This window comes from Dehalococcoidia bacterium, from assembly GCA_035574915.1.
Lineage (GTDB): Bacteria > Chloroflexota > Dehalococcoidia > DSTF01 > WHTK01 > DATLYJ01.
In genome coordinates, this window is record DATLYJ010000044.1 from 1 (window position 1) to 13,661 (window position 13,661).

10 protein-coding genes are annotated in these 13,661 nt (G+C 70.0%); 3 read left to right on the forward strand and 7 right to left on the reverse strand.

Translation table 11 applies throughout. The annotated features are described in order from the left end of the window. From VNN10_03730 to VNN10_03760, 7 genes are all read right to left on the reverse strand, one after another. Positions 1 to 1,421 (reverse strand): S8 family serine peptidase (locus VNN10_03730; protein ID HXH21115.1); only part of this gene is annotated, 1,421 nt, incomplete at its 3' end. Between the two features lie 148 nt (positions 1,422 to 1,569). Next, positions 1,570 to 3,039 (reverse strand): o-succinylbenzoate--CoA ligase, encoded by a 1,470-nt coding sequence (menE, locus tag VNN10_03735; GenBank protein ID HXH21116.1) that lies wholly within the window; start codon positions 3,037 to 3,039, stop codon positions 1,570 to 1,572. Next, positions 3,036 to 4,121, reverse strand: coding sequence for a mandelate racemase/muconate lactonizing enzyme family protein (locus VNN10_03740; GenBank protein HXH21117.1), 1,086 nt, complete (start codon positions 4,119 to 4,121; stop codon positions 3,036 to 3,038). Before VNN10_03740 ends, menE begins: the two co-directional genes overlap by 4 nt. A gap of 4 nt (positions 4,122 to 4,125) precedes the next feature. Next, positions 4,126 to 4,944 carry a 1,4-dihydroxy-2-naphthoyl-CoA synthase gene (menB, locus tag VNN10_03745; GenBank protein HXH21118.1) on the reverse strand — a complete coding sequence of 273 codons (819 nt, stop codon included), beginning with the start codon at positions 4,942 to 4,944 and terminating at the stop codon, positions 4,126 to 4,128. 1 nt (position 4,945) lies between these two features. Further along, positions 4,946 to 5,776, reverse strand: coding sequence for a 2-succinyl-6-hydroxy-2,4-cyclohexadiene-1-carboxylate synthase (menH, locus tag VNN10_03750; protein ID HXH21119.1), 831 nt, complete (start codon positions 5,774 to 5,776; stop codon positions 4,946 to 4,948). Next, on the reverse strand, positions 5,776 to 7,593 hold the full coding sequence (gene menD / locus VNN10_03755) for a 2-succinyl-5-enolpyruvyl-6-hydroxy-3-cyclohexene-1-carboxylic-acid synthase (GenBank protein ID HXH21120.1): 1,818 nt from the start codon (positions 7,591 to 7,593) through the stop codon (positions 5,776 to 5,778). Before menD ends, menH begins: the two co-directional genes overlap by 1 nt. After that, the gene (locus VNN10_03760) at positions 7,593 to 9,581 is read right to left on the reverse strand and encodes an isochorismate synthase (protein ID HXH21121.1); all 1,989 of its coding nucleotides are present in this window, start codon (positions 9,579 to 9,581) and stop codon (positions 7,593 to 7,595) included. Before VNN10_03760 ends, menD begins: the two co-directional genes overlap by 1 nt. Before the next feature lie 292 nt (positions 9,582 to 9,873). On the opposite strand from VNN10_03760, the gene VNN10_03765 reads away from it, so the two are divergent. From VNN10_03765 to VNN10_03775, 3 genes are read left to right on the forward strand one after another with little or no spacing between them, the layout of a single operon-like run. Beyond that, complete coding sequence (locus tag VNN10_03765; protein HXH21122.1) at positions 9,874 to 11,523, forward strand: peptide ABC transporter substrate-binding protein; 1,650 nt, start codon at positions 9,874 to 9,876, stop codon at positions 11,521 to 11,523. Between the two features lie 17 nt (positions 11,524 to 11,540). Then, positions 11,541 to 12,542, forward strand: coding sequence for an ABC transporter permease (locus VNN10_03770; protein HXH21123.1), 1,002 nt, complete (start codon positions 11,541 to 11,543; stop codon positions 12,540 to 12,542). Next, complete coding sequence (locus VNN10_03775; protein ID HXH21124.1) at positions 12,526 to 13,659, forward strand: ABC transporter permease; 1,134 nt, start codon at positions 12,526 to 12,528, stop codon at positions 13,657 to 13,659. Before VNN10_03770 ends, VNN10_03775 begins: the two co-directional genes overlap by 17 nt. Positions 13,660 to 13,661: the final 2 nt, after the last annotated feature.

Below are 13,661 nucleotides of genomic sequence, written 5' to 3' on the forward strand. Positions count from 1 at the left end.
GTGACGCCGTTGCGCGGGTCCGTTATTTGCGGGCCCGTGCCCGTGAGCGCCGCCTCCCGTTGCGCGACCGTGGAGGACGGACTGGCGCCGGCGAGCACGGCCACTGCGCCCGAAACATGGGGCGCCGCCTGGGAAGTGCCGTACATCGGGAATCCCGCGGCCGTTATGCGCGCGCCGGGAGCGAGCAGCGAGAGAATGGAGGCTGACTGCGAGAAGCAGGTGATTTGGTCGGCTGCTGTTGTGAAGTCCGTGCAATCGCTATACGCCACCCCTCCGATGTTGGCGTCATACACAGCACCCACGCTTACAGCCCCGGGCGTGCAGGCTGGGCTCGATATGCCGTTCGTAAAGCCCCCGAGAGCATATGCATCGTTGCCGGATGACACGATGGGCAACACGCCGGCCTCGCGGACCCCTGCGAACGCCTCTAGATAGGGATTAGCGAGGCTGCACGCAACGGTGAAGTACGTCTCTGGAGAGCCAAGGCTCATGTTGGCCGCAACGATGTTGTGCGCGCTCTGATTGTCGATGACCCAGTTGAGAGCCGAAACGATGTCTGAGGTTGCTGCACCTAGGGAACATGGCGGGCCTGGCACGGGCTGAAAGACGTCAAGGCCAGCAACCTTTGCCCCTGGTGCCACCCCGACGGCGATTGCCGCGACGTTTGTTCCATGCGCACTGCACGCTGACGACCCGGGAGCAAAGTCCTGTTTCACCGCGACCTTGCATGTCGCCGGCGTGCCAACAGCAGTACAACCAAAAGCTGAATTGAGCTCGTTCACCTCTGTGTCGAGGATGGCAACGGTCGCGCCGGTGCCGGTGTGACCTGCACTCTCGGCAGCCGGCTGCCCAATCAGCGGCAGGCTCTGACCGAGCGACAGTTCAAGGAATCGATTGGCCGCAACGGCCACCGACGGATCCCGGAGCACTGCCGCAAGGGCCGCCTCGGATCGGAAGCGCACGTGCTGAAGAGCAAAGTGCGTATAGTCTCGGAGAACCACGGCCGCTCCGGCAGCCCGCGCCAGGGCTGTCGTCTTCAGCGTGGCGAATGCGGCAGCCTTGCGCCTGAGTATGTCGGCGTCATCCTTGGTGAGCCCTCGGCGCACCTTCTCGTCTCGGAACGCCGCAGTCACAGTCGAGGAGTCGACAACGAGGATCGCGTCCACCTGGCCGTCAGCGAGGATCGCGTCCAGCACAGCTCGGTCCAGCCGCCCCTGGCGCACGGCCTCCTCGAGTTCCTCCTGGGGAGTCGCCACCGCCGCGGCGATGCCAGAGGGGGCGCCAACTCTTTGCCGGACCAGGTCCTGAGGCGAGGCGCCACCGGCAGCGGCTGCCTGGTGGCCACTTCCGGAACCGCCGCTCGCGAGCAGGAGGGTGACGAGGATCAGCGCCGCGGAAGCAGGCGCGAGAAACCGGTTCAACGGACGGGCCCGGCGGGGGAGGGGATACGCAGGGGCATCACAATTTCGCTTAACGGACGGCTGATTGGATTATAAGGCCATCACAATCGCGGGCAAATACTCCCGCGCGAGATTTCCCTGAAGGCGCCGCCGCCAGCGCGCCCGGCGCCTAACCGCCGTGGCGCTCGCGGAGCTCGCGGCGCAGGAGCTTGCCGGAGGCCGTCCGGGGCAACTCCGGCAGGAAGACGAAGGTACGCGGGGCCTTGTAGCCGGCAAGGCGCTCGCGGCACCAGGCCCGCAGCGCCTCGGCGCCGGCCTCGGCGCCCGGCTCGAGCACCACCGCCGCCGCCACGCGCTGGCCCCACTCCCGGTCGGGAAGCGCGAACACGCCCGCCTCCCGCACCGCCGCGTGCGCCTCCAGCACCGCCTCCACCTCCGCCGGGTACACGTTCTCGCCCCCCGTCACGATGAGGTCGTCGCGACGGTCGGCCACATACAGGTAGCCCTCGCTGTCCAGGTAGCCGTAGTCGCCCGTGCGCAGGCTGCCGTCGCGCAGGGCGGCCGCGGTCGCCTCCGGCCGGCGCCAGTAACCGGCCATCACCGTCGGCCCCCGCACGGCGATCTCGCCCGCCTCGCCCGCCGGGGCGGCGCTGCCGTCCTCCCGCACGATGCTCAGCACCACCGTCAGCAGCGGCTTACCGGCCGACCCCGGCTTCGCAGCCGCCTCTTCCGGCAGGAGGGTCGACACCTGCGACGCCGCCTCCGTGAGCCCGTAAGTCGGCGCCACCGGTATGCCGCGGCGCAGGCACTCCTGCACCAGGTCCGCCGGCGCCGGGCCGCCGCCGAGGAGCACGCAGCGGAGCCTGGGGTGGTACGCGCCCTCATGCGCCGCCAGCATCCGCCGCAGCATCGTCGCCACCAGCGACACGATCGTCACATCGCCCCCGCTCAGGGCCTCGTTCACCCGCGCCGCGTCGAAGCCCTCGTGCACCTCGACCGTCATGCCGTACAGCACGCCGCGGAGCAGGATGGAGAGCCCGCCGACGTGGAACAGCGGCATGCAGGCGAGCCAGCGGTCGTCGTCCCGCACGCCCAGGTTCGCGGCCGAGCCGAGGGCGTTCCACAGGTGGTTGCCATAGGTGAGCATCGCCCCTTTTGGCCGCCCGCTCGTCCCGGAGGTGTAGATGATGCTGTGCAGCGCATCAAGGTCGAACTGACCCGCCTCCCCCATCGCCTCGCCGCCCGCCTCCGAGACCTCCTCCAGCGTCGCGAGCGCGCAGCGCGAAGGCGGTATGGGAGCGCCTCCGGCCGCCACCAGCAGCGCCGGCTCGCTGTCTGCGAGCTGCCAGGCCAACTCCGCGTCCGTTAAGCGCGTGTTGAGCGGCACCAGGGCGGCCCCGGCGCGCATCACGCCGAACACCACCTTGGCGAAGGCGGCGCTGTTCGGCGCCAGCAGCGCCACATGGTCGCCCGGCTTCACGCCCAGCGCCCGCAAGCGGCCTGCGACCCCGGAGGCCGCGGCGTCCAGGTCCGCGAAGCTAAGCGTCCCCTCACGCGAGACGATCGCCGTCCTCGCGGGCGACGCCGCGGCCCGTTGCCGGAGCCAGTCCGGCGTCGTCAGGCTCGGCTTCCCGCTCACAGCTCGAAGACCGTCGTGCAGTAGCGCGCCACGGCCGCCGGGTCCAGCTCGACGCCGAGGCCGGGCGCCTCAGGGACGGCCATCGTGCCGCCCTCGGCCGAGGGCGGGCTCGCGGCGAGCGCCGACTCCAGGAGCCCGAGCGTCGCGAGCCCGTGCGCGGTCTCCGGCGCCATCGCCGAAGCCAGGTGCAGCGCCGCCGCCGTCCCGACCGCCGTGTCGATGCTCGTCGTGAACGTGACCTTCACCCCCACCGCCAGGGCGGAGGCCGCGACCTCCCTGGCCGCGGTTATGCCGCCGATGGCCACGGGCTTGAGCACCAGCACGTCCGCCGCGCCAGACCGCAGCACCCGGTGCGCCGCCGCGGCGTCCGAGATCTCCTCGTCCGCGGCCAGCGGCACCCGCGTCGAGTCCCGCAGCCGCCGGAACGCCTCGAGGTTCCCCGGCGGTATCGGCTGCTCGATGTACTCCGGCTCATAGGGGGCGAAGTTCTTGATCATGTGGAAAGCCACATCCTCGTCCCAGGCCCCGTTCGCGTCCAGGCGCAGCCCGCGGTCCGGCCCCGCCGCGCCCCGGGCCGCCTTCACCCGCTCGATCTCCTCCCGCGCGCTGGCCGCTATCCCCACCTTGAGCTTCAGGCAGTCGAAGCCGGCGCGGCAGGCGGCGGACGCCTGCTCGTACACCACCTCCGGCGCCACCGCCGTGACCAGCGCGTTCACCTCCACCTCGCTGGCCGGCGAGGCCGCCAGCACCAGCGCCAGCGGCCGCTGCCAGGAGCGCGCCAGGAGGTCCCACGCGGCCATGTCGACGGCCGCGCCCGCAGGCCCCGGGCCGGTGCCCTCCACGATCGCCTCGACCTCCCGCCCGATCGCCGCGCGCAGCGTGGCCTCGACGCTCCGGCCGAAGGCCTCGATGTCCCCCGCCGCGTCCGGCAAGAGCGACGCCTCCCCCAGGCCCGTAAGGCCGGACTCCGACCGCAGCTCGACTATGAAGCCTTCGCGCGCGGCCGCGGAGCCGCGGGCGGTGGCGTAAGGCTGGCGAAAGGGCACCCGGTAGCGCAGCAAGCGGGCGCCCGCGACCTTCATGGGCCTACGGGAAGCGCGGGAAGCGCGAGAAGTCGGGCTTGCGCTTCTCGAGGAAGGCGTTCTTGCCCTCCTTCGCCTCGTCCGTCAGGTAGTAGAGCAGCGTCGCGTCCCCGGCGAACTGCTGCAGGCCGGCAAGGCCGTCCTCGGCTGCGCTGAAAGCCGCCTTGATGAACCGCAGGGCCAGCGGGCTCTTCTCCAGGATCTCCTTGCACCACTGCACCGTCTCCTCCTCCAGGCGCTCGAGGGGGACGACGGCGTTCACCAGGCCCATCTCGTACGCCCTGCGGGCGTCGTACTGCCGGCAGAGGAACCAGAACTCCTTCGCCCGCTTGTCGCCCACCAGCCGCGCGAGCAGGGACGATCCGAAGCCGGCGTCGAAGCTGCCGACCCGCGGCCCCGTCTGGCCGAAGATGGCGTTGTCCGCGGCGATGGTCAGGTCGCAGACCACGTGCAGGACGTGGCCGCCGCCGATCGCGTATCCGGCGACCATCGCGATCACCGGCTTGGGCAGCGCCCGTATCTGCCGTTGCAGTTCGAGGACGTTGAGCCGGGGCACGCCGTCGTCGCCGACGTAGCCGCCGTCGCCCCGGATTCGCTGGTCGCCTCCGGAGCAGAAGGCCTGCGTGCCGGCGCCGGTAAGGATGATGACCCCCACGCGGTTGTCCTCGTGCGCCCGGCTGAAGGCGTCCGACAGCTCGAACAGCGTCTGCGGACGGAAGGCGTTACGCACCTCCGGCCGGTTGATCGTGATCTTGGCGATCCCCTCGTAGTACTCGAAGAGGATGTCCTTGTATTCCCGGATCGGCTCCCAGTTGAACCCCATGTCAGGCCTCCACCTTTTCGCTCAATAGAAACCTTGTCAGGAACTCGCCCGCCGCTTCGGCGAATGCCTCCGGGCGTTCGAAGTGCGTCGCGTGCCCCGCGCCCGGGATGATGCGCACCTCCGCGCCCGGGACCAGCGCCGCCATCGACCGCGCCAGGGCCGCGTAGCGGGCGTCCAGTTCGCCGGCCACGAACAGGACCGGCAGCCGCAGTCCCGGCAGCCGGTCGAAGACGTAGTCCTGCGCGCCGGCGCCCATGCCCCGCAGGCTGTTCGCCAGCCCCCTGGGCGAGTTCTGGAGCCGCTGCGCCCGCAGCGCCGCTCGCCGTGACTCCGGCAGCAGCTTCTGGCTCTCCCACAGCGGTATCGACTGCCAGTAGTCCACGAAGGCCTCGATGCCTTCGCGCTCGATGCGCTCCGCCAGCGCCTCGTCGCTGGCTACGCGCGCCGCCCGCTCGGCGGCGTCCGCGATGCCGGCCGACGCGCTCTCGATGACGAGCGCGCTCACTCGCTCTGGCCGCCCGAGCGCGAACTGCAGCGCCAGCCGGCCGCCCATCGAGTAGCCGGCGAGCGCCGCCCGCTCGATGCCCAGGGCATCGAGCAGGGCCGCGAGGTCGGCGCAGAAGGCCGGCGCCGTGTAGCGCTCGACGCTGGCCGGCGAGTCGGAATCGCCGTGCCCCGTTATGTCGACCGCAACCGCACGGAGGCGCGGCCAGCGCTCGGCGATCGGCCGCCAGTTCGTCGCGCGGCCCGTGAACCCGTGCAAGAGCACCACGGGCGGCCCCTCGCCCCAGACCTCCACGTTCAGGCCGATGCCGTTGACCTGCACGCGCATCAGCGCCCCTCCAGGGCGCCGGCCTTCTCGCGCTCGCGCGCCAGCGCCTCGCTCACCTTGGACCAGATGTCGCGGTGCACGGCCAGGTTCTCGGCGCGGTCGGTCCGCACCTCGATGAGGGTGACCCCCGCGCTCCCCAGCGATCGCGCGACCGCCGCGTCGAACTCATCCGGGCTCTGCGGACAGGCGTAGTCGAGCCCGTAGAGCGCGGCCGCGTGCTCGAAGGTGAGCCCGTGCGGCGTGCCGAAAAGCTCCTCGAAGTGCTCCCCCTGCTCGGCCTGCGGCAGGAAGGAGAAGATCGCGCCGCCATCGTTGTTGATCACCACGATCGTCGCGTTGATGCCGTGGCGCTTCGCCGCGAAGAGGCCGTTCATGTCGTGGTAGAGCGAGATGTCACCCAGGACGAGCACCGTGGGCTGGCCGCTGGCGGCCGCGACCCCGAGCGCCGTCGAGACCACGCCGTCGATGCCGCTCGCGCCTCGGTTGGCCAGAAAGCGCAACCTCTTCGCGCTCGCGGGCCAGAAGGAGTCGAGGTCGCGCACCGGCATGCTGTTGCCGGCGAAGACGACCGAGTCCTCCGGCACGAGTTCCGCGAGGCGGCGGAACACAAGCGGCTCCGTGAGCTTCCCGCAGCCGCCGATCTCGGACTCGATGACCGCGGCGGCCGTCTCGTTCGCGCGGCGCCAGGCGTCGAGCCAGGCGCGCTGCTCCGCGGCGCCGGGACCGGGCCCTTCGCCGGGCCCGTGGTCCGCTTCGCCGTAGGCCTCCGCCACCTGCTCGATCAGGCCCATCGCCTGCAGGCCGGACCCCCAGCCGATGTGGCTCGCCGTCCGCGCGGGGTCTACCCATGTCTCCGGGGGCGTCACGACTATCTGGACGGCCTCGCTGTTCCTCTCGAGGAACTGCTGCAGCGGCTTGGAAGTCGGCACGGCGCCGATGCGCACCACGTAGTCGAAGGCCAGGCTCGCCGCCGTCGCCTCGTCCCTGAGAAAGGCGTCGTAGCGGTCGATCACGGGCCCCGCCAGGGCGCCGCACCTCAGCTGCGAGAACGCATCGGCGAGCACGGGTATGCCCCGCCGCAGCGCCGCGCTCAGGGCCTCATGGCCGCCGTTGCCCGCGTCCATCGGGCCGCAGACGACGAGGCCTCTGGCCGCCGGCCCGAGTTTCGCCCGTAGGTCGGGAATGTCCAGCGAGGGGTGGGAGGGGCTGCCTCGGCTCACGGCCGTGAGCCGCCGAGGCCGGGCCTCCGCGGCCTCGTCCCTCTGGCGCGGCGCCGGCACCAGCGGCTCCCGGAACGGGAAATTCAGGTGCACCGGCCCGGGCGGCGCCGAGAGCGCGGTCGCGACGGCGCGGTCGGCGGCATAGCGGGCGTGGCGGACGGCGAGCGGTGTCGCTTCGGGCAGCAGCATCTCCTCGAAACGTTTGGCGTGCGACCCGTACAGACGCACCTGGTCGATCGTCTGCAGCGCGCCCACGTCGCGCAGCTCCTGGGGGCGGTCGGCCGTGAGCACCAGCAGCGGCGTCTGCCCGTACTTCGCCTCTACCACCGCGGGCAGGAAGTTCGCCGCCGCCGTGCCGGAGGTGCACACCACGGCCGCGGGCCGGCGCTGGGCCTTCGATATTCCGAGCGCGAAGAATGCCGCCGACCGCTCGTCCAGGTGCATCCACGTCCTCAGCTTCGGGTGCTCCCGTACCAGCATCGCCAGCGGCGTCGAGCGCGAACCGGGGCACACCACCACGTCCGTGACGCCGCAAAGCGCCATCTCGTCGACGAATGCCCCGACGTATGCCCGCAGGGCGACGGCGTGCGCGTCCACTACTCCACGCCTAGCGCAGACAGCATCGCCTGCAGCTTCACGTTGGACTCCTCGTACTCGCGCCCGGGGTCGGAGCCGGCGACGATGCCGCAGCCCGCGTAAAGCGTGACCTGCTCGCCCTCCGCCAGCGCCGACCGGATGGCCACCACGAACTCGCCGTTGCCGCCCGCGTCCACCCAGCCGCAGGGCCCGGCGTACCAGCCGCGGTCGAAGGCCTCGTACCTCTCGATCAGCTCCAGCGCCGCCTCCCGGGGCTGCCCTCCCGTCGCCGGCGTGGGATGCAGGCGCTCCACGAACTCGAAGATGTCCTGGCCCGGCAGCGCCAGCGCCGACACGGGCGTATACAGGTGATGCACGTTCGCGTAGCTGACGATGCGCGGCGCAGGCGCGACCTCCACGCTCACGCACAGCGGCGCCAGCGCCTCTTCGATCGCCGACACGACGACCTTGTGCTCGTGCAGCTCCTTGGGGTCGTGCAGGAGCCGCGAGGCCATCTCCCGGTCCTCCGTCTCGTCCCGCCCGCGCGAAATCGACCCCGCCAGCGCGTCGACGTTCACGACGCCGTCCTGGATGCGCAGCAGCCGCTCCGGGGTGGCGCCGAAAAAGCAGGCCCCCTCCCGGGCGAACGCGAACAGCGTGCAGGAAGCGTAGCGGGAGGCGAGGCGGCGCAGCGCCGCGGAGAAGTCTACGCCCCCTTCCGCCCGCAGCCTCACGGTCCGCGCCAGCACCACCTTTTCCGCTCTGCCAGCCTCGATGTCCGCCAGCAGCGAACGCACGGCAGCCTCCCAGGCCTCCCGTTCGTCCTCGTCCGCCGGGCAGGGGGCCAGGGGACGCGGCTCATGCGAGTCCCCGCCGGGCGCGGTCAGGCGCGCTAGCTCACGCTCCACGGCAAGGACCTCCGCCTCGGCCTCTGTTCCTTCGGTCACCGGCAGCGACACCGTCAGCCACCATTCGCCTCGCTGGCAGGCGAAGAGGAACCGCGGCACGGAAAGGGCGGCGTCCGGGAGTCGAGACTCAGGACCGCCGGCGGCCGGCTTGAAGGCGAAGGCCCCCAGCGCGACCGGCGCCTCGAAGGGCGCCGTGCCGGCATCGACCACGGCCTCGTCCAGCGCCGCCTTCCACGCCCGTCGCGTCTCGTCGATGCGGTTGGCGCCGGCCGCTTTCAGGCTCCAGGCCTCTCCGGCCGCGACCATCGCGACGCCATCCGACGGTTGCTGCCAGAAGGCGGCCGGAGCGCCGGCGCGTTCGAACACCGCTACGGGGTCCACGGGGTCACAGGCCAGGGTCACGGACGCCAGCACCGGCCGCCCCTGGGCCGTCGCCGCCTCTCGGGCGCGGCCAAGGACGCCCTGCAGACGTTCCCGCAGCTCCCGCTCGAAGCTCGCCTCCGGCGGCGGCACGCGGACGCCGACGCTGCGCACCAGCAGCGGCCGTAGCGCCTCGTAGGCGTCGTGCAGGCGGGCGGGCTTGCCCGACAGGAGCCAGCGCATCACCACCTCGTTGAGGGCGCCGAACCAGGCCGTTGCCGCCACCTGCGTGTCCAGCGGCTCGATGACCCCGAGGCGCACCGCCTCGTCCAGCTGCTCCTTGATGATCGACGCGAACTCCTCGTGGATCTCCGACAGCCGGCGGTGGAACTCCTTGCCCGCGCCCAGGGCCTCGATCATGAACAGGCGCGCCAGCGAGCGGTGCGAAGCGAATGTCCGCAGCACGACAACCAGGGCGGCGTCGGCGCGCTTTATCGGGTCCGGTTCCGACTCGATCGTCTCCTCGATCTTCCGGCGCAGCCTCGATGCCGTCCGGTCCAGGAGCTCCAGGAAAATGGCCTGCTTGCCCGGGAAGTGAAAGTAGACGCCGCCCTTGGAGGTCTTTGACTCGCTCGCGATGTCGTCCACGGCCGCGTCCCGGTAGCCCTTGCGCGCGAAGACACGCAGGGCGGCGTCGAGGATCTTCTCGTGGCGGCGGCTGGCGCGTTCCTGCGGGATCATTTCCAAATCCGACCGACGCGTCGGTTTGTCCGCATCCTACTCCCGCTGAGCGCTAGGGACAACACGCTCACGCCCGTCGCGACTCTCCACCACAGTCAGGCGCCGGAGGGCGCGCGCGAAACCCCCGGCGCTTTGCTCACCCTTCCGGGTGCGGCTGCTCGGCTTCAGCGGCGTAGAATGCGGAAACCGCCGTTTGCTAAGATTCGTACCTGGTATTGCATTCGAGTCCCCTGACTGCAGGGGCAGGGAGCTTGGGAGCTTTCCGAAGCGCGGGGACAGGGAGGATAGGGCGATGAACAAGACGATTCTCGGACTCTTCGGCGTGATCGCTGCCCTCGTCATCGTCCTCGGCGTCCTCGCGATCGTCATCCTCGGCGGCGGCGGCGACGATGGTGGCGGTGGTTCTACCCAGGGCGGCGACCCCCTGAACCCGAACCGGGGTGGCGCCCAGGCAGCGGCGGGAGACCTGAGACTCCTCGGCGCTGACCCCATCACCCTCGACCCCGCGCTCGCCGGCGACGCCGGCTCCGCGACCTACATCGTCGAGATCTTCGGCGGCCTCGTAACCCTGGACCGCGACCTGAAGGTCGTCCCCGACATCGCCGAGCGCTGGGAGGTCAGCCCTGACGGCCGCACCTACACGTTCTTCCTGCGCCGCAACGCCCTCTTCCACGACGGCCGCCCCGTGACCGCGGACGACTTCAAGTACTCCATCGAGCGCACCGCCAATCCACGCACGGCGTCCACCACCGCCGAGGCCTACCTGGGCGACATCGTGGGCGCGCGCGACATGATCCGCGGCCGCGCCCAGTCCATCTCCGGGGTCCAGGTCGTCGACAGCCTGACGCTCCGCATCACCATCGACGAGCCGAAGCCTTACTTCCTCGCCAAGCTGACCTACCCGACCGCCTTCGTGGTCGACAAAAACCAGGTCGAAGCCAACCCGCGCAACTGGACGCGCCGCCCGAACGGCACCGGCCCCTACAAGCTCCAGGAGTGGCGCCTCAACGAGCGCATCATCCTTACCGCCAACGACAAGTATCACCTGGGCGCGCCGTCCGTGAAGCGCGTGCTGTTCAACCTTGCCGGCGGCTCCGCGCTCACGCAGTTCGAGAATAATGAGATCGATGTCGCGGGCATCAGCATCAACGACATCGAGCGCGTCCGCAGCCCGCGCGACAAGCTCAACCCGCTGTACCGCACGGCTCCCAGCCTCTCCATCGACTACATAGGCTTCAACACCAAGACCGCGCCCTTCGACGATCCCAAGGTCCGCCAGGCTTTCGCCCTCGCCATCGACCGCGAGCAGATCGCGAAGGTGCTGTTCAAGGACATGGTGCCGGTGGCGAACGGCTTCCTGCCTGCCGGCTCTCCGGGCTACAACCCGAACTCGAAGGGGCCAGAGTACAACCCGGAGCGGGCACGCCAGCTGCTCCAGGAGTCCAAGTACGCCGGCCGCCTGCCGCCGATCACCTTCACGGAAGCTGGCGCGGGCGCGACCGCCGGCCTCGACACCCAGGCCATCATCGAGATGTGGAAGCAGAACCTCGGCGTCGAGGTGCGCATCGCCCAGACCGAGGTCGCGGCCTTCTTCGATGACCTCGACCGCGGCAACCTCCAGCTCTTCAGTTCCGGCTGGATCATGGACTACCCCGACCCCGAGAACGTCCTCGACCTCCTCTTCCACAGCCGCAGCCGCCAGAACAACACGCGCTACGAGAACCCCGAGTATGACGCCCTGGTGGAGCGGGCCCGCACGGAGCAGAACGTCGAGCGGCGCCTCGCGCTCTACCGGGAGGCCGAGCAGATCCTCCTGCGCGACCTGCCCTGGGTGCCGCTGACCTTCGGCGTCCAACACTTCGTGGTGCAGCCGCACGTCAAGGGCTATGACCCGCGGGCGATGATTATCCCGCGTCTGCGCTTCGTGACCATCGAGCGCTAGCAGGCCGCAGAGCAGCCGTGCAGGGGGCCCTCCCTTACCTGATGCGACGGCTACTCTGGCTGCCGGTCATCCTCTTCGCCGTCACAGCCATAACCTTCACGATGGCCCGCCTCGGCCCCGGAGACCCCATCTCCATCCTCCAGGGCCAGTTCCGCGACCCCGAAGTGCGGGAGCGCATCCGTAAGGAACGCGGCCTCGATGACCCGATCTGGGAGCAGTACTACATCTACATGAAGGGGGTCTTGACCGGCCTCGAGTTCGGCGAGAGCTACCGCTTTCGCGGCATAGACGTCGAGGAGATCATGTTCCCCGCCATCTGGCGCTCCATGCAGTACAACGCCGTAGCCTTGACCATCACCATGGGCATCGGCATTCCCGTCGGCGTCTTCGCCGCCCGCCGGCAGGGCACATGGGTCGACCCCGCCTCGATCAGCACCTTCCTCCTCTTCCAGTCGATCCCGAGCCTGATCTCGGTGCCTTTTCTGCTGCTTTTCTTCCCCCTGAAGCTCGGCGTGCTCGACGCCCGGGGTTGGCCCCAGGACTGCCCCGTCTATCTCGACGTCCTGCCATCCGGCTATGAGTGCATCGGCGTCCTGAGCGAGCAGGCCGTGATCCCAATCCTGGCCCTCTCCGTGCCCGGGATCGCCGTGTGGGCCCGCTACACGCGCGCCTTCACCCTGGACGTGCTCGCCGCCGACTACGTCCGCACCGCGCGCATGAAGGGCATCAGCGAACCCGTGGTCATGGCGCGGCACGTCATGCGCAACGCCATGCTCCCCTTGAGCACGATCATCATCTTCTCGCTCGTCGGCCTCCTCGAAGGCTCCTTCTTCGTCGAGACCCTCACGGGCATCCCCGGCTTCGGCCGCCTCGCCTTCGAGTCCATCGGCGGCCGCGACTACGACATGATCATGGCCATCACCATCGTCGGCTCCACCGCCTTCGTCCTCGCTAGCATCGCCGTAGACATCGTTTACACCCTCATCGACCCGAGGATCCGCTATGGCAGTCGGGGCTGAGCTCCGTCCCGGCGAGGAGACAAAGGCCGCCGAGCGGCACGGCGCGCCCTTCCCCTGGAACCTCCGCATCGTGCTCGCCATAGAAGCCGTCGTCCTCGCCGTCTTTTCGGCCGCCTTCGGCCTCGCGGACGGCGTCGTGGCCATGCTGGTGGGCCTCTATGTCTGCGCCGCCATCACCGTCTTCGTGGTCGCCGCTTCGGATAGCCCCTCGGGCATCGCCACCCGCCGCCTCCTGCGCAAGAAGCTCGCCGTCGGCGCCATCGCCTTCATCGCCCTCTTCTACTTCGTGGGCATCACCGCCCCCGTCCTGCCCATCCATGCCTACACGGACCAGAACCTTGCCGAAGCCGAAGAGGGTCCCTCCCTGGCGCATCCCTTTGGCACGGACATGCTTGGCCGCGACCAACTGAGCCGCGTCGTCTGGGCCTCCCAGACCACGGTGATCGTCACGGTCGCCACCCTGACCACCGGCGGGCTGATCCTCTCCGTTGGCCTCGGGCTTTTCACGGGCTACCTCGGCGGCTGGTTCGACAACGTCGTCATGCGCATCGGCGACATGGTCGCCAGCATCCCGACGATCTTCATGCTCATCCTGATAAACGCCACCCTGAAGAATCAGGTGCGCTCCGTAGCGGACTCGGTCGAAGACCTCACGGGCATCGGCGGCATCGTCGAGTCGGGCGCGCCCGACTACTTCCTGGTCTTCGGGGCGCTCTCCCTCTTCGGCTGGGTCGGGGGCGCCCGCATCATCCGCTCTCAGGTGCTGGCCCTGCGCGAGACCGAGTTCATCCTGGCCGCGCGCGCCCTCGGCGCCCCCACCGCCAGGATCGTCGTCCGCCACCTCCTGCCCAACGTAAGCAACACCATCATCGTCGGTCTGTCCCTCGGCCTCGCCGGCATCGCCGGCTCGGAGATCGTGCTCACCTGGTTCGGGATCGGCATCCAGCCGCCCCACCCGAGCTTCGGCTCCCTGATCTTCGAGGCCAGCAGCGTCCGCACCGTGAACAGCCACCCGCACCTGCTGGTCTTCCCCGCCCTGGTGGTCGGCGGCCTCCTCTTCGCCTTCAACCTCCTCGGCGATGCCCTGACCGACGTCTTCACGCCCAAGGCGCGCTGACC